The following is a 14,748-nucleotide window of genomic DNA, read 5'->3' on the forward strand; positions in this document are numbered from 1 at the left end:
AGGCGATAACGTGAAGATGCAAGTAGAGCTTCTATCACCAATCGCAATGGAAGATGGTTTAAGATTCGCAATTAGAGAAGGTGGTCGTACAGTAGGTGCGGGCGTTGTTGCTAAAGTTACGGATTAAATAGTTAAATAGAGGTCGAAGAATTATTGTATAATCTTCGCTTTTTCGACGAGAAGTTTGCAAAGCAAACAGATAGGATAAAAACACATGGGCAATCAAAATATTAGAATTAAGTTAAAAGCATTTGATCATCGTTTAATCGACAAATCAGCGCTTGAGATTGTAGAAACAGCTAAGCGTACTGGTGCTAGTGTTAGAGGTCCAATTCCTCTTCCAACTAAGAAAGAGCGTTTCACTGTATTGACTTCTCCTCACGTAAATAAGAAAGCGAGAGATCAGTACGAATTAAGAACATACGTTAGATTAATGGACGTTATTAGCCCTACAGATAAGACTGTAGATGCTTTGATGAAGTTAGATTTAGCGGCTGGCGTCGATGTAGCAATTAAGCTTAACTAGACAGTAAGATATAAATAAATTAGGAATAAGATCATGGCAATTGGTTTAGTAGGACAAAAATTAGGTATGACGCGTTTAATAAACGACGATGGCACTGCCACGCCGGTAAGCGTTATTAAAATTGAACCTAATCGTGTTGTTCAAACAAGAACACTTGAAGTTGACGGCTATAGTGCTGTACAAGTAACGACAGGTGCTAAAGTGAACAAAAAAGGTGAAGCTAAAGTACGTCGCGTACCTGCTGCAATCAAGGGTCATTATGCAAAAGCATCTCAAGAAATTGGTTTAGGTCTTTGGGAATTTAGAGCGGATGCAAATGAAATTAATGATGCAACTAGTTTCGATATCTCAATCTTTGGTGCTGGACATTACGTTGATGTAACTGGCCAATCTAAAGGTAAAGGTTTCCAAGGTGGTGTTAAGCGTCATAACTTCCAGATGCAAGATGCAACACATGGTAACTCAGTTTCTCACAGAGCAATTGGTTCTACTGGTCAGTGTCAAGAGCCTGGTCGCGTATTTAAAGGTAAGAAGATGGCTGGTCACATGGGTGATGAGCAGGTTACACAAGAGTGTTTAGAGATTGTTAAAGTTGACAGTGATAAAAATGTTATTTTAGTTAAAGGTTCAATTCCTGGCGCTACAACAGGTTTTGTTAAAGTTTCATTGTCTCCTAAGAAAGACAAGCTTAACGTTGTTGTCACTAAAAATATTCAAGATAATGCAGCGAATGATTCTGCAGAATCTACAGAAGCGTAAGGTTTTAAGATGAAATTAAAAGTATTAAATATAAGCACAAACAAGTCAACTACGACAGAAGTAGCTGATACTATTTTTGCAAGAGAATATAACCAGTCATTGGTTCATCAAATTACAACAGCTTACATGGCTGGTGGACGTCAGGGTTCTAAAGCTCAGAAAAATCGTGCAGCAGTTAGTGGTGGTGGTAAGAAACCATGGAATCAAAAAGGTACCGGCCGAGCTCGTGCAGGTACTTCACGTGGACCAATTTGGCGCTCAGGTGGTGTTACATTTGCTGCGCAACCTCGTAGTTATGCTCAAAAAGTTAACAAGAAAATGTACAAAGGTGCAATTTCAATTATTTTTTCTGAATTGGCACGTACTGATCGTTTAAAAGTTGTTAACAACTTTGATGTTAAAGAAGCAAAAACAAAAAATATTACTAGCATCCTTAAAGCGCTAGATGTTACAGATGCTTTATTAATGACAGACGAGTTGAACGAGAACTTATACTTATCTGCTCGTAACTTATACCATGTCGGTGTTTGTGACACTCAAAGCATTGATCCAGTTAGCCTAATTGGTTACAAAAATGTTGTTGTTACGCAAGCTGCATTGAAGAAAATTGAGGCAATGTTATGAATCAAGAAAAAGTATTAAAAACCTTATTGGCACCAATCGTGTCTGAAAAGACAGCTATGTTGTCTGCTCAAAATTACTATGCATTTAAAGTGCGTATTGATAGCAATAAGAAAGAAGTTAAGGCTGCTGTAGAATTATTATTCGGCGTTACAGTTGAAAACGTTACAACTTCAATTGTTAAAGGCAAGAAGAAAGTATTTAAAGGCAAAATTGGTCGTCGTATTAATTGGAAAAAGGCAATGGTAAAAGTGTCTGAAGGCCAAATGATTGACGTTAGCGCATCTTAAAGAGATTTTATTATGGCACAAGTAATTAAAAGAAAACCAACCTCACCAGGTAGAAGATTTGTAGTTAGCATTGTAGATAAAGATCTACATAAAGGCGCACCTTATGCACCGTTAACGCAAAGCAAAAACAGAATTAGTGGACGTAATAACGCTGGTCGTATTACAACACGTCATAAAGGCGGTGGCCATAAGCGCCGTTATCGTATTATTGACTTTAAGCGTAACAAAGATGATATTACTGCACGTGTAGAACGTTTGGAATATGATCCAAACCGTAGTGCTAACATTGCATTAGTATTATATGCAGACGGTGAACGTCGCTATATTATTGCCCCTAAGGGTTTAAATGCAGGTGATACGGTCGTTTCTGGTGCAGCGGTTGCAATTCAAACGGGCAATGTTATGCCTTTGGCTAACATTCCTTTAGGTAGTGTGATTCATTGTATTGAGCTTCAGCCTAAGAAAGGTGCTCAAATTGCACGTAGTGCTGGCACTTCTGCGCAGTTAATTGCGAAAGAAGGCAAGTATGTAACACTTAGATTGCGTTCTGGTGAAGTTCGTAAAGTATTAACTGAATGTCGTGCGACTATTGGCGAAGTATCTAAATCTGAGCACAGTTTAAGAAAATTAGGTAAAGCGGGCGCTTCTCGCTGGAGAGGTGTTAGACCAACCGTTCGTGGTGTTGTAATGAACCCGGTTGATCACCCACATGGTGGTGGTGAAGGTAAAACTAGTGGTGGTCGTCATCCTGTTTCTCCTTGGGGTACACCGACTAAAGGTTATAAGACACGTAGTAATAAGCGTACTGATAAGTTTATCGTACGTCGCAGAAATAAGGGTTAATCATGGCTAGATCATTAAGAAAAGGACCATTTGTTGACGAGCATTTAATTAAAAAAGTTTTAACTGCTCAAGAAAACAACGACAGAAAACCAATTAAAACTTGGTCTCGTCGCTCAGTAATCGTACCTGAGATGATTGGTTTAACAATTGCAGTTCATAACGGCAGAGCACATGTTCCTGTATCTATTACAGAACAAATGATTGGTCATAAGTTAGGTGAATTTGCTTTAACTAGAACTTTTACTGGTCACACAGCTGACCGTAAATAATATAGGTGAATAACATGAAAGAAGTTAAAGCTATACACAAATATGCAAAGGGGTCACCTTTTAAGGTGAGACTAGTTGCAGATCAGATTCGTAATAGATCTGTTGAAGATGCATTGAACATCCTATCTTTTAGCAATAAAGGGGCTGCAAAATTACTTAAAAAAGTATTAAATTCAGCTATTTCTAATGCTGAACATAATGATGGTCTTGATATTGATGAGTTAAAAGTAAGTAGTGTTTATATTGACGCTGGTTCAACGATGAAGAGAATTCGTCCTAGAGCTAAAGGTCGTGCAAACAGAATTTTAAAAAGAACAAGCCACATTACTGTTGGCGTAAGCAAGTAGGTTTAATATGGGTCAAAAAGTAAATCCAAAAGGTATTAGATTAGGTATTGTTAAAGATTGGGATTCAAAATGGTATGCCAATTCTCAAGATTACCCAAAATTTTTATTATCTGATATTGCAGTAAGAGATTTCTTATTCGAGAAATTAAGCTCTGCTTCGGTAAGTCGTGTACAAATTGAGCGCCTAGCGAATAACGCTAAGGTAACAATTCATACGGCTCGCCCAGGTATTGTTATTGGTAAGAAGGGTGCTGATATTGAACAGTTAAAAACAACTGTTTCTAAAATGATGGGTATTCCAGTTCATATTAATATTGAAGAAATTAAAAAGCCAGAGCTAGATGCGCGGTTGGTTGCTGAGAATATCGCTCAACAATTAGAAAAGCGTGTTATGTATCGTCGTGCAGTTAAGCGTGTATTAGGTAATGCAACACGTCTAGGTGCTCAAGGTATTAAAGTTATGGTTGGTGGTCGTTTGAACGGTGCAGAAATTGCTCGTTCAGAATGGTACCGTGAAGGTCGTGTTCCATTACACACATTTAGAGCTGATGTTGATTATGCCAGTTATGGTGCAAACACTCAGTATGGTGTGATTGGTATTAAAGTTTGGATCTTTAAGGGTGAAATTCTTGACCATAAGAAAGGTACATTAGATGAGGTTGCTCGTCGAGGTGCTACAAATCAAATCGGTAAGAAGTAATAAGGATTGAGAAATGTTACAACCTAAACGTACAAAATTTAGAAAAATGATGAAAGGCCGTAATCGCGGCCTAGCAACTGGCCATAAGGTTAGTTTTGGTGAAATCGGCCTTCAGGCGACTGGTAGATGTCGTATGACTGCAAGACAGATTGAGTCTGCACGTCGTGCAATGACTCGTCACGTCAAGCGTCAAGGCAAGATTTGGATTCGTGTATTCCCGGACAAGCCAATTACTAAAAAACCATTAGAAGTTCGAATGGGTAAAGGTAAAGGTAGTGTTGAGTATTGGGTAGCGCAAATTAAACCAGGTCAAATGTTATTTGAAATGCAGGGTGTTGATGAAGAAGTTGCTATTGAAGCATTTAAGCTTGCAGCGGCAAAACTACCTGTAAGTACTAAGGTTATTAAAAGGACGATAATGTAATGGATATTAAAGCATTAAGAGATCAAGATATCTCAACACTAAACGAAACGTTAATGACGCTTTTGAAAGAACACTTTGAGTTGCGTATGCAGCACCGTAGTGCGCAATTAGATGATAACTCTAAATTAGGTAAAACTAAGAGATCTATTGCACAAGTTAAAACTATTATTAAAGAGAAACAAGCATGAGTGATAATAAAGTAGAACGCGTACTAACAGGTACGGTTGTAAGTGCTGGTCGTGATAAGACGATTGCTGTTCTAATTGAACGCAAAGTTAGACACCCTATTTACAAGAAATACATCAAGCGTAGTACTAAAGTTCACGCTCATGATGAAAAGAACGAATGTTCAATGGGCGATACAGTGAGAGTGGTGGAATCTAAGCCATTTTCAAAAACCAAACATTGGGCATTACTTGAAGTGGTTGAGAAATCAGTTTCAATTGATTAATATCAAATTTAAAGAGAGTAAGACATGATTCAAATGCAAACAAAACTTTTCGTTGCTGATAACAGTGGTGGTGTAAAGGCTATGTGTATTAAAGTTTTAGGTGGTTCTAAGCGTCGTTACGCTGGTATCGGTGACGTTATCAAGGTAAGTATTAAAGAAGCATCTCCACGTGGTAAAGTTAAGAAAGGTGATGTATATGATGCGGTTGTAGTTCGTACAGCTCATGGCGTTCGTCGCGCCGATGGATCACGTATTCGTTTTGATAACAATGCAATTGTATTATTAAATACAAAACTTGAGCCAGTAGGAACTCGTATCTTTGGCCCTGTTACTCGTGAATTACGTAATAAGAAATTTATGAAAATTGTGTCTTTAGCTCCTGAGGTTCTATAATGCAAAAAATTAAAATGAACGATGAAGTAATCATCATTGCTGGCAAGGACAAAGGCTCTACTGGTACGATTACTAAAGTGTTAGATAACAAAGTTATTGTTGAAGGTAAAAACATCGCTAAAAAGCATGTTAAGCCAAACCCAAATGCGGGTGTTACAGGTGGCATTGTTGACACTGAAATGCCTTTGGCTGTTTCAAATGTTGCGATTCTAAACCCAAAAACAAATAAAGCTGATAGAGTTGGTATTCGTACTGACAAAGACGGCAAAAAGGAAAGATTTTTTAAATCAAACGGCGATTCAATCGTTTGAGCAAGTTAAGGAAATAAACCGTGTCTAGATTACAAGAAGAATATACAAACGTTATTAAGCCAGCTCTACAAAAAGAGCTTGGACTTTCTAACCCAATGGCAGTACCAAAAATTGAAAAGATCACCATTAATATGGGTCTTGGTAGTGCTTTAGGTGATAAAAAAGTGTTGCAAAGTGCATTAGAGGAAATGGGTCTTATTGCTGGTCAAAAGCCTTTAACCTGTAATGCTCGTAAATCAGTTGCAAGTTTTAAAATTAGAGAGGGTAATGCAATTGGTTGTAAAGTTACTTTACGTAAGGAAAAGATGTATGAATTCCTTGATCGTTTAGTTAACGTTGCTATTCCTCGTATCCGTGATTTTCGTGGTTTGAAAGCGACATCTTTTGATGGTCGTGGTAACTACAACATGGGTATTACTGAGCAAATCACTTTTGCTGAAATCGATTTTGAAAAAGTAACTAGAACTCGTGGCATGGATATTGCAATCACGACTTCAGCTGCTTCTGATGATGACGCTAAGAAACTATTGGCAATGTTTAAATTCCCATTTAAAGGATAAGAAAATGGCTAAAAAGTCTATGATAAATAGAGATATCAAACGCACAAAACTTGTTGAAAAATACAAAGTTAAGCGTCTTGAATTGAAGAAAATTATTAAGAGTGTGACCGCTTCTGATGAAGAGCGTTTCCAAGCAACTATTAAGTTGCAAGCACTTCCACGTGATGCATCACCAACTCGCCAACGTAGTCGTTGTGGTTTGACTGGTCGTCCACATGGTTTTTACCGTAAGTTTGGTTTGTCTAGAACTAAACTAAGAGAACGCACTATGAATGGTGAAGTTCCAGGTTTATCTAAAGCAAGCTGGTAAGGAGAAATAATATGAGTATGTCAGATCCTATCGCTGATATGTTAACGCGCATTCGCAACGCACAAATGGTTGAGAAGAAGGAAGTTAGCATTCCAGCATCAAATTTAAAATCTGCAATCGCAAGTGTGATGCAGCAAGAAGGTTTTATTGAGTCATTTTCTGTTGAAGGTGAAAAAGCCGTTAAAACATTATCAATCAAGCTTAAGTACTATGAAAATAAGCCGGTAATTGAAGCGTTAAAGCGTATCTCTAAGCCTAGTTTAAGAGTGTATGTTTCTAGTACTGAAATGCCAAGTGTGATGAATGGTCTAGGTATTGTTATTGTTTCTACACCTAAGGGTGTGATGACTGGACAATCCGCATCAGCCCAAAATGTGGGTGGTGAAGTTTTGTGTAGCATTTACTAAATAGTGGAGAGATTATATGTCTAGAGTAGCAAAATCACCAATTACTATTGAAAGTGGTACTGAAGTATCTATGGCTGGTTCAGTAATGACAGTTAAAGGTAAGTTAGGTCAATTATCAATGGATGTACACCATACGGTTGATATTCAAATAAATGACAATGTTATTACCTTTGATATTATTAAACTTGAGAAAAAAGCAATTAAAGGTGCTTGGGCTCAAGCAGGTACCGCAAGAGCTAATACTGCAAATCTTATTCAAGGTGTATCAGCGGGTTGGGAAAAAAAATTAAGTTTAATTGGTGTTGGTTACCGTGCTAAGGCAATGGGTAAAGCACTAGATTTAACATTAGGTTTTTCTCATCCGGTAGTTTATGCATTGCCAGAAGGAATTACCGTTGAAACACCTTCTCAAACTGAGATTGTTGTTAAAGGTATGAACAAACAGACAGTAGGCCAAGTAGCAGCTGAAATCAGAGCTTTCCGTCCGCCAGAGCCTTATAAAGGTAAGGGTGTTCGTTACACGGATGAGCATGTTGTTCGTAAAGAAGCTAAGAAGAAATAATTGATTAGGTATTCAAAATGAAACTTACAAAAAAAGAAGCTCGTTTAAGAAGAGCAACAAAATTTAGAGCTAAGCACGCTAGTAAAGATACTGCTCGTTTATGTGTCCACAAAACTTCTGTACATATATATGCACAGATCATCAGTAGCTGTGGCACAAAGACTTTAGCATCAGCTTCAACGCTAGCTAACAAATCTAAAAATGGTGGTAATGTTGATGCAGCAACCTCAATTGGTACTGAAATCGCTAAAGCTGCTAAAAAGGCTAAGGTAATTAAGGTGGCTTTTGATCGTTCTGGTTTCAAATACCATGGTCGTATCAAAGCATTAGCAGATGCAGCAAGAGAAGGTGGATTAGAGTTCTAATCTCTACCCTCAACTAAGACAATATTAAAAGGCGACAAGAATGGCTGAATATAAAAATAATAATAATAACGACGACGATTACATTGAAAAATTAGTTAATATCCGTCGTGTTGTAAAAGTAGTTAAAGGTGGACGTATCTTTGGTTTTTCAGCACTAGTTGTTGTTGGTGATGGTAAAGGTAAAGTGGGTTACGGTACGGGTAAGGCTCGTGAAGTTCCTGCGGCAATTCAAAAAGCAATGGACAAGGCGCGTAAAGCGATGAAATTAGTACCATTAACTAACGGCACACTACATTATCCAATTACATCAAATGTTGGCGCTGCAAAAGTTTACATGCAACCTGCATCTGAAGGTACTGGCGTTATTGCTGGTGGCCCAATGCGTAGTGTTCTTGAAGCGGTTGGCGTTCATGATATCCTTGCCAAATGTAACGGTACACGTAACCCAATCAGTGTTGTTCGTGCTACGATCGAAGGGTTGACTTCAATGTCATCTCCTTTAACGGTCGCTGCTAAACGTGGAAAAACTGTTGAGCAAATTACTGGAGAAGCATAATGACTAATGAAAAGAAAGTAGTTAAAAAAGCACCAGCTAAAAAAGCAGCAGCTAAAAAGAACACGGTAACGGTAACGCTATTAAAGAGCTATTTTGGTCGCCTACCTTCGCATCGTGCGACGATAACTGGCTTAGGCTTAAAAAGAATTAACCATACAGTAACACTTGAAGATACACCCTTAGTTAGAGGCATGATCAACAAGGTTGCATACCTATTAAAAGTAGAGGATTAAGATCATGTTTTTAAATACATTAGCACCGAATGAAGGTGAAAAGAGATTAAGAAAACGCGTAGGCCGTGGCATTGGTTGTGGTTTTGGTAAAACTTGTGGCCGTGGCCATAAAGGTCAAAAGTCACGTACTGGTGGTTCTACTAAAGTAGGTTTTGAAGGTGGTCAAATGCCTTTACAGCGTCGTCTTCCGAAAGTTGGTTTCTCTTCAAGAGTTTCTATCATTACTTCTCAAGTGACGTTATCTGAAATTGATAAGCTTACTGAGACTGAAATTACAGTTGACGTATTAAAGCAGCACAATTTAATTACTAAGAACATCAAGCGTGTTAAAGTAATGTTGTCAGGTGAAATTAATCGTGCAGTTACTTTGATTGGTATGAAAGCCACTAAAGGTGCTAAAGTTGCTATTGAAGCAGCTAAAGGCTCTGTAGCAGAATAATACTATGTCACAACCTTTAGGCCTTTCTCAAGAATTATCTAAACGCATCTTCTTTTTGTTGGGTGCATTAATCGTTTTTAGATTAGGTACACATATTACCATTCCATTTATTTCAAGCGCTGCATTAGCGTCTTTGGTGCAAGATCAGCAAGGCACAATTTTGGATATGTTTAATATGTTCTCAGGTGGTGCACTGGAACGTTTATCAATCTTTACCTTAGGTATTATGCCTTATATTTCTGCTTCTATTATTATCACGCTGATGACCTCAGTAGTGCCGAAGTTGGAGCAGTTAAAGAAAGAAGGCGAAACTGGTAAACGTAAAATTACACAGTACACACGCATGGGTACGGTAGTACTTGCGTTATTCCAATCTTACGGTATTTCTATTGCTTTGCAGTCACAAAGTGCTGGTGGTGTTGCCTTGGTAACTCAAAGTGGCCTAACATTTAGCATGGTAACAGTAGTAACCTTAACAACAGGTACACTGTTTTTAATGTGGCTGGGTGAACAAATTACAGAAAAAGGTATTGGCAATGGTATCTCGATGATTATTTTTGCTGGTATTGTTTCTGGTTTACCTTCAGCGTTTGGTTCAACACTATCGTTAGTGTCAACGGGTGAATTAACCGTTATCCTGGTAGTAATTTTATTGGCTATGACTCTATTGGTAACAGCATTTGTTGTCTTTATGGAACGAGGGCAGCGCCGTATTACGGTTAATTATGCTAAGCGTCAGCAGGGTCGTAAAATGGTTGGTGGTCAAAGTTCATACTTGCCATTAAAGATCAACATGGCTGGTGTAATTCCACCGATCTTTGCCTCTTCTATAATTTTATTTCCTGCAAGTTTGGGTGGATGGTTTTCACAAACCGAAGGTATGGGTTGGTTAGCCAATATTACAGCAAGTATTTCTCCGGGTCAACCGTTATACGTCTTATTTTATGGTTTAGCAATTGTGTTCTTTACATTCTTTTATACAGCGCTAACATTTGACTCAAAAGACACTGCTGATAATTTACGTAAGTCGGGTGGATTTATTCCGGGTATTCGTCCGGGTAAACATTCAGCTGACTATATTGATTCAGTTATGTCTAGATTAACAGCATCAGGCGCGCTTTATATTACTGCCGTATGTTTGCTTCCAGAATTTTTAATTTTATATTGGAACGTGCCATTTTACTTTGGCGGTACCAGTTTACTAATCATCGTCGTAGTGGTGATGGATTTTATCGCGCAAGCTCAGTCTCATTTAATGTCAAATCAGTACGAGTCATTAATGAAGAAATCAGGCGTCAAATAACCAAAGGTAGCAATCATGAAAGTAAGAGCATCTGTTAAGAAAATTTGTATTAATTGTAAAATTATTAAACGCCATGGCGTTGTAAGAGTAATTTGTAAAGAGCCTCGTCATAAACAAAGACAAGGCTAATTTCGATTGACATTGTTAAGCGCGCAACGTATAATTGCCCGTTTTTCAAATTTGAATTTTGTAAGGTCTAATTAATATAAAAAGACCGCTCAAAATTAAGACTAAGAAGTAAGGTATAAGGAAAAATATGGCTAGAATAGCGGGAATAAACATTCCAACAAACAAACACATTGTAATTGCGCTACGTGCAATTTTCGGTATTGGTGATACAAGAGCAAAAGCGATTTGTGAAGATTTAAAAATTAATCCAGCAACTAAAGTTTCTGAGATTCCTGAAGATCAAATTGAATTACTTCGTGCTGAAGTAGCCAAATTTGAAGTTGAAGGTGATCTTCGTCGTCAAGTAGCTATGGACATTAAACGCTTGAAAGATTTAGGTTGTTACCGCGGCGTTCGTCATAGAAAAGGGTTGCCTCTTCGTGGTCAAAAAACTAAAACAAACGCAAGAACTCGTAAGGGTCCTCGTCGTTTAATCAAATAATCATAGGTATATATTATGGCTAAAGCTCCAATTAAAAAGAAGTCTAAAAAAGTAATTACAGATGGTATTGCGCATATTCATGCGACGTTTAACAATACTATCGTTATGATTACAGATCGTCATGGTAATGCTGTTTGTTGGGCAACTGCTGGTGGTTCTGGCTTTAGAGGTTCAAGAAAATCAACACCATTTGCTGCTCAAGTTGCTGCTGGAAATTGTGGTGAAAAAGCGCTTGCTTTTGGTATGAAAAATCTTGAAGTACGTGTTAAAGGTCCAGGTCCAGGTAGAGATTCCGCGATTCGTGGTCTTAACGCACAAGGTTTGAAAATTCAATCAATTACAGATGTAACGCCAATCCCTCATAATGGTTGTCGTCCTTCTAAGAAACGTAGAGTATAAGGATAAATTATGGCTAGATATACTGGACCAACTTGTAAATTAGCACGTCGCGAAGGCACGGACTTATTTCTAAAAAGTGGTGTTAGATCATTAGATTCAAAATGTAAGTTAACTCAACTACCAGGTGTACACGGTGCAAATGCTCGTCGTCAAAAGGGTACTGAGTACGGTTTACAGCTTCGTGAGAAGCAAAAAGTTAGACGTATTTACGGCGTATTAGAAAAGCAATTCCGTCTTTACTATAAAAAAGCATCTCAAAAGAAAGGCTCAACAGGTGAAAACTTATTGTCATTACTTGAGTGTCGTTTAGACAACGTTGTTTACCGTATGGGCTTTGGTTCTACACGTGCAGAATCTAGACAGCTAGTTTCTCACAAATCAATTTTAGTAAACGGCTCTATCGTTAACATTCCTTCTTACCAAGTGAGTGCTAATGATGAAATCTCTATTCGTGAGAAAGCTAAAAAACAAAGTCGCATTCAGTTAGCGGTTGAACTTGCAGAGCAAGGTGATCAACCTGAGTGGATTAATGTTGACACCAAAGCACTTAAAGGTGTATTCAAGAATGTTCCTGCACGTGATGATCTATCTTTAGACATCCAAGAGCATTTGATTGTTGAATTGTATTCAAAGTAAGGAATTTAATATGCAAGGTAACGCAAAAGATTTTTTAAAGCCAAAACTAGTCGAGTCTAAAGAGACAGGCACTAACGAGTTCAAGGTTGTTCTTGAGCCATTAGAAAGAGGTTTTGGTCACACCTTAGGTAACGCCCTAAGAAGAACATTATTATCTTCAATGACAGGTTCAGCTGTTACAGAAGTGGCAATTGATGGTGTAATGCACGAGTATTCAACCATTGATAGTGTACAAGAAGATGTTTTAGACATTCTTTTAAACCTTAAAGAGGTTTCTGTTTCGCTAAATACATCTGATTCTGCTGAAATTGTCATTGATAAAAAAGGTCCATGTGAGCTTACCGTTGCCGATATTGAAGCTAACAGCACTGATATTTCTGCTTTCAATCCTGATTTTGTTATCGCAACAATCAACGATGGCGGTCATATTCGTATGACGCTTAAAATCGCAACTGGTGTTGGCTACGATACTGCTGTATCACGTACTGATGAAGTTTCAACGATTGGCGGTATTCAACTTGATGCTAGTTTTTCACCAATTACACGTGTTAGCTTTACAGTTGACGCAGCTCGTGTTGGTCAAAAGGTTAACCTTGATAAGCTAAATATGACTATTGAGACTAATGGCTCTGTTGATGCTGAAACTGCAATTAAACGTGCTGCTTCAATTCTTCAAGATCAATTATCTTCATTCGTTGAGCTTGAGCTAGTTGAAGAAGAAGAAGTATTACCAACATCTGATGATTTTGATCCGCAGTTATTGGCAGCGGTTGATGAATTAGAATTAACAGTGCGTAGTGCCAACTGTCTTAAAGCAGAGCAAATCTACTACATTGGTGATTTAATTCAAAAGTCTGAACAAGACTTATTGAGAACGCCTAACTTAGGTCGTAAGTCATTAAACGAAATTAAAGAAGTGTTGACTGATAAAGGTCTTGATTTAGGAACAGATATTCCTAATTGGCCTCCAGTTGATCTAATGAGTGAATAAGGAAATAACATGAGACATAGAAAGTCAGGTAGACAACTAAACCGTAACTCTTCTCACCGTAAGGCGATGTTTAAAAACATGGCTAACTCGTTATTTGAGCATGAGACAATCAGAACTACTTTGCCTAAGGCAAAAGAGCTTCGTCGTGTGGTTGAACCATTAATCACCAAAGCTAAAACTGATAGTGTTGCTAATCGTCGTAATGCTTTTTCTAAGTTACGTGATGATGCAATGGTTGCAAAATTATTTACTCAACTAGGTCCATTCTACAAAGAGCGCCCTGGTGGTTATATCCGTATTCTTAAAGCTGGTTTCCGTACTGGCGATAAAGCACCAATGGCGATTGTTCAATTGGTTGATTTTGATAGCTCTGCAACTGCAGAAGCTGCTACTACAGATTCATAAGGAAAACTAATATGCCTTCTATTAAAGTAAGAGAGAACGAACCATTTGATATCGCCCTTAGACGCTTCCGTCGTTCATGCGACAGAGCCGGTGTTATTACTGATGTTCGTAAGAAAGAATTCTTCGAAAAGCAAACATGGGTTAACAAGCGTATGAAAGCTGCAGCGGTTAAGCGCACTCATAAAGAGATGGCTAAAAACCGAGTACATCGCAAACGCATGTACTAAAGATTCCACAAAATGCGGTTTATAGTTAAACCGCATTTTTTTATCTTTTTTTTATTTAAACACCCAATACTATGTCCAATCTAAAAGCACGTATTATCGAAGATATGAAAACCGCTATGAAGGCGAAAGACAAAGGTACTTTAAAGGCAGTACGCATGGTTTTAGGCGCAGTTAAACAGCGTGAAGTTGACGAGCGTATTGAGCTTGACGATACACAAGTTTTGACTGTTATTCAAAAAATGGTTAAGCAGCGTAAAGACTCTATTTCGCAATTTAAAGATGCGGGTCGTGATGACTTAGTAGAAGTTGAAGAGGCTGAATTGGTTATTATCAATACTTACATGCCTGAGCAACTATCTGAAGCTGAGGTTGTTGCCGCTGTAGATAAAGCTATTGCTGATTCTGACGCATCTTCTATGCAAGACATGGGTAAACTTATGGGATTATTAAAAGCTCAATTAAACGGCAAAGCTGATATGAGTACTATCTCTGGTTTAATTCGCTCCAAACTTTCTTAGTCTTTTTTGTTCTAATGAAAATTATTGCTAGAATCTAACCATCCTACTGAAAAAATTAAATACTATCATGGTGGTATTTAATCTTGGCAGTTACTTAGTTTGAAGACTGTTAAATTGGCTTTCAAATAAATAAGGAATACCTCCATATCTCTATGTTTACAACCTTGATATAATGCGTTTGTCTGATATTTAGATTGCTGTTAATCTTCATTTCTATCCAATCTGCATTCTTCTCAATGTTGCTTAAATATCAGGCTTTCTTCGGTATTTTTTTTGATAAAAATACATATTTT

General features: G+C 37.8%; 31 protein-coding genes. All 31 read left to right on the top strand.

Annotation, left to right across the window (positions count from 1 at the left end):
- On the top strand, positions 1-127 hold a 127-nt coding region (locus BTHERMOSOX_RS06280; protein WP_488153930.1), incomplete at its 5' end, for an EF-Tu C-terminal domain-related protein.
- Positions 128-214: 87 nt separating this feature from the next.
- Positions 215-526, top strand: a complete 312-nt coding sequence (rpsJ, locus tag BTHERMOSOX_RS06285) for a 30S ribosomal protein S10 (protein ID WP_138120260.1) — start codon at positions 215-217, stop codon at positions 524-526.
- A 33-nt stretch (positions 527-559) separates the two neighbouring features.
- Positions 560-1,285, top strand: a complete 726-nt coding sequence (gene rplC, locus BTHERMOSOX_RS06290) for a 50S ribosomal protein L3 (RefSeq protein WP_138120261.1) — start codon at positions 560-562, stop codon at positions 1,283-1,285.
- 9 nt (positions 1,286-1,294) lie between these two features.
- A complete protein-coding gene (rplD, locus tag BTHERMOSOX_RS06295; RefSeq protein WP_138120262.1) occupies positions 1,295-1,909 on the top strand; it encodes a 50S ribosomal protein L4 in 615 nt (204 codons plus the stop codon).
- The gene (rplW, locus tag BTHERMOSOX_RS06300) at positions 1,906-2,196 is read left to right on the top strand and encodes a 50S ribosomal protein L23 (RefSeq protein ID WP_138120263.1); all 291 of its coding nucleotides are present in this window, start codon (positions 1,906-1,908) and stop codon (positions 2,194-2,196) included. The genes rplD and rplW overlap by 4 nt, the downstream gene beginning before the upstream one ends.
- 12 nt (positions 2,197-2,208) lie before the next feature.
- Positions 2,209-3,039: a 50S ribosomal protein L2 gene (gene rplB / locus BTHERMOSOX_RS06305; protein WP_138120264.1), complete on the top strand. Its 831-nt coding sequence runs from the start codon at positions 2,209-2,211 to the stop codon at positions 3,037-3,039.
- A 2-nt stretch (positions 3,040-3,041) separates the two neighbouring features.
- A complete protein-coding gene (gene rpsS, locus BTHERMOSOX_RS06310) occupies positions 3,042-3,308 on the top strand; it encodes a 30S ribosomal protein S19 (protein ID WP_138120265.1) in 267 nt (88 codons plus the stop codon).
- A 14-nt stretch (positions 3,309-3,322) separates the two neighbouring features.
- Positions 3,323-3,655, top strand: a complete 333-nt coding sequence (gene rplV / locus BTHERMOSOX_RS06315; RefSeq protein ID WP_138120266.1) for a 50S ribosomal protein L22 — start codon at positions 3,323-3,325, stop codon at positions 3,653-3,655.
- A 7-nt stretch (positions 3,656-3,662) separates the two neighbouring features.
- Positions 3,663-4,355, top strand: coding sequence for a 30S ribosomal protein S3 (rpsC, locus tag BTHERMOSOX_RS06320; RefSeq protein ID WP_138120267.1), 693 nt, complete (start codon positions 3,663-3,665; stop codon positions 4,353-4,355).
- Between the two features lie 13 nt (positions 4,356-4,368).
- Positions 4,369-4,779: a 50S ribosomal protein L16 gene (gene rplP / locus BTHERMOSOX_RS06325; RefSeq protein ID WP_138120268.1), complete on the top strand. Its 411-nt coding sequence runs from the start codon at positions 4,369-4,371 to the stop codon at positions 4,777-4,779.
- Positions 4,779-4,967 (top strand): 50S ribosomal protein L29, encoded by a 189-nt coding sequence (gene rpmC, locus BTHERMOSOX_RS06330; protein WP_138120269.1) that lies wholly within the window; start codon positions 4,779-4,781, stop codon positions 4,965-4,967. Before rplP ends, rpmC begins: the two co-directional genes overlap by 1 nt.
- The gene (rpsQ, locus tag BTHERMOSOX_RS06335; protein ID WP_138120270.1) at positions 4,964-5,230 is read left to right on the top strand and encodes a 30S ribosomal protein S17; all 267 of its coding nucleotides are present in this window, start codon (positions 4,964-4,966) and stop codon (positions 5,228-5,230) included. Before rpmC ends, rpsQ begins: the two co-directional genes overlap by 4 nt.
- 24 nt (positions 5,231-5,254) lie before the next feature.
- Positions 5,255-5,623 (top strand): 50S ribosomal protein L14, encoded by a 369-nt coding sequence (rplN, locus tag BTHERMOSOX_RS06340; protein ID WP_138120271.1) that lies wholly within the window; start codon positions 5,255-5,257, stop codon positions 5,621-5,623.
- Complete coding sequence (gene rplX / locus BTHERMOSOX_RS06345) at positions 5,623-5,934, top strand: 50S ribosomal protein L24 (protein WP_138120272.1); 312 nt, start codon at positions 5,623-5,625, stop codon at positions 5,932-5,934. Before rplN ends, rplX begins: the two co-directional genes overlap by 1 nt.
- Before the next feature lie 20 nt (positions 5,935-5,954).
- Complete coding sequence (gene rplE, locus BTHERMOSOX_RS06350; RefSeq protein WP_138120273.1) at positions 5,955-6,494, top strand: 50S ribosomal protein L5; 540 nt, start codon at positions 5,955-5,957, stop codon at positions 6,492-6,494.
- 4 nt (positions 6,495-6,498) lie between these two features.
- A complete protein-coding gene (gene rpsN / locus BTHERMOSOX_RS06355; RefSeq protein WP_138120274.1) occupies positions 6,499-6,804 on the top strand; it encodes a 30S ribosomal protein S14 in 306 nt (101 codons plus the stop codon).
- Between the two features lie 11 nt (positions 6,805-6,815).
- Positions 6,816-7,211, top strand: coding sequence for a 30S ribosomal protein S8 (gene rpsH, locus BTHERMOSOX_RS06360; protein ID WP_138120275.1), 396 nt, complete (start codon positions 6,816-6,818; stop codon positions 7,209-7,211).
- 16 nt (positions 7,212-7,227) lie between these two features.
- The gene (gene rplF, locus BTHERMOSOX_RS06365) at positions 7,228-7,773 is read left to right on the top strand and encodes a 50S ribosomal protein L6 (protein WP_138120276.1); all 546 of its coding nucleotides are present in this window, start codon (positions 7,228-7,230) and stop codon (positions 7,771-7,773) included.
- A gap of 17 nt (positions 7,774-7,790) precedes the next feature.
- Complete coding sequence (rplR, locus tag BTHERMOSOX_RS06370) at positions 7,791-8,138, top strand: 50S ribosomal protein L18 (protein WP_138120277.1); 348 nt, start codon at positions 7,791-7,793, stop codon at positions 8,136-8,138.
- 40 nt (positions 8,139-8,178) lie between these two features.
- Complete coding sequence (gene rpsE, locus BTHERMOSOX_RS06375; RefSeq protein ID WP_138120278.1) at positions 8,179-8,694, top strand: 30S ribosomal protein S5; 516 nt, start codon at positions 8,179-8,181, stop codon at positions 8,692-8,694.
- Positions 8,694-8,927, top strand: coding sequence for a 50S ribosomal protein L30 (gene rpmD, locus BTHERMOSOX_RS06380; RefSeq protein ID WP_138120279.1), 234 nt, complete (start codon positions 8,694-8,696; stop codon positions 8,925-8,927). The genes rpsE and rpmD overlap by 1 nt, the downstream gene beginning before the upstream one ends.
- Before the next feature lie 4 nt (positions 8,928-8,931).
- A complete protein-coding gene (gene rplO, locus BTHERMOSOX_RS06385) occupies positions 8,932-9,366 on the top strand; it encodes a 50S ribosomal protein L15 (RefSeq protein WP_138120280.1) in 435 nt (144 codons plus the stop codon).
- A 4-nt stretch (positions 9,367-9,370) separates the two neighbouring features.
- Entirely contained in the window at positions 9,371-10,669 is a 1,299-nt protein-coding gene (gene secY, locus BTHERMOSOX_RS06390) for a preprotein translocase subunit SecY (RefSeq protein ID WP_138120281.1), read from the top strand.
- 15 nt (positions 10,670-10,684) lie between these two features.
- On the top strand, positions 10,685-10,798 hold the full coding sequence (rpmJ, locus tag BTHERMOSOX_RS06395; RefSeq protein WP_083502943.1) for a 50S ribosomal protein L36: 114 nt from the start codon (positions 10,685-10,687) through the stop codon (positions 10,796-10,798).
- 127 nt (positions 10,799-10,925) lie between these two features.
- On the top strand, positions 10,926-11,279 hold the full coding sequence (gene rpsM / locus BTHERMOSOX_RS06400) for a 30S ribosomal protein S13 (RefSeq protein WP_138120282.1): 354 nt from the start codon (positions 10,926-10,928) through the stop codon (positions 11,277-11,279).
- A 15-nt stretch (positions 11,280-11,294) separates the two neighbouring features.
- The gene (gene rpsK, locus BTHERMOSOX_RS06405) at positions 11,295-11,678 is read left to right on the top strand and encodes a 30S ribosomal protein S11 (RefSeq protein ID WP_138120283.1); all 384 of its coding nucleotides are present in this window, start codon (positions 11,295-11,297) and stop codon (positions 11,676-11,678) included.
- A 9-nt stretch (positions 11,679-11,687) separates the two neighbouring features.
- Positions 11,688-12,314, top strand: coding sequence for a 30S ribosomal protein S4 (gene rpsD / locus BTHERMOSOX_RS06410; RefSeq protein WP_138120284.1), 627 nt, complete (start codon positions 11,688-11,690; stop codon positions 12,312-12,314).
- Positions 12,315-12,324: 10 nt separating this feature from the next.
- Positions 12,325-13,305 carry a DNA-directed RNA polymerase subunit alpha gene (locus BTHERMOSOX_RS06415; RefSeq protein WP_138120285.1) on the top strand — a complete coding sequence of 327 codons (981 nt, stop codon included), beginning with the start codon at positions 12,325-12,327 and terminating at the stop codon, positions 13,303-13,305.
- A 9-nt stretch (positions 13,306-13,314) separates the two neighbouring features.
- Positions 13,315-13,710 (top strand): 50S ribosomal protein L17, encoded by a 396-nt coding sequence (gene rplQ / locus BTHERMOSOX_RS06420; protein WP_138120286.1) that lies wholly within the window; start codon positions 13,315-13,317, stop codon positions 13,708-13,710.
- 11 nt (positions 13,711-13,721) lie between these two features.
- Positions 13,722-13,937: a 30S ribosomal protein S21 gene (gene rpsU / locus BTHERMOSOX_RS06425; protein ID WP_053951649.1), complete on the top strand. Its 216-nt coding sequence runs from the start codon at positions 13,722-13,724 to the stop codon at positions 13,935-13,937.
- Between the two features lie 71 nt (positions 13,938-14,008).
- Positions 14,009-14,455 carry a GatB/YqeY domain-containing protein gene (locus BTHERMOSOX_RS06430; protein WP_138120287.1) on the top strand — a complete coding sequence of 149 codons (447 nt, stop codon included), beginning with the start codon at positions 14,009-14,011 and terminating at the stop codon, positions 14,453-14,455.
- The last annotated feature ends 293 nt before the right edge of the window (positions 14,456-14,748 follow it).

The organism is Bathymodiolus heckerae thiotrophic gill symbiont, assembly GCF_900128515.1.
GTDB lineage: Bacteria > Pseudomonadota > Gammaproteobacteria > PS1 > Pseudothioglobaceae > Thioglobus_A.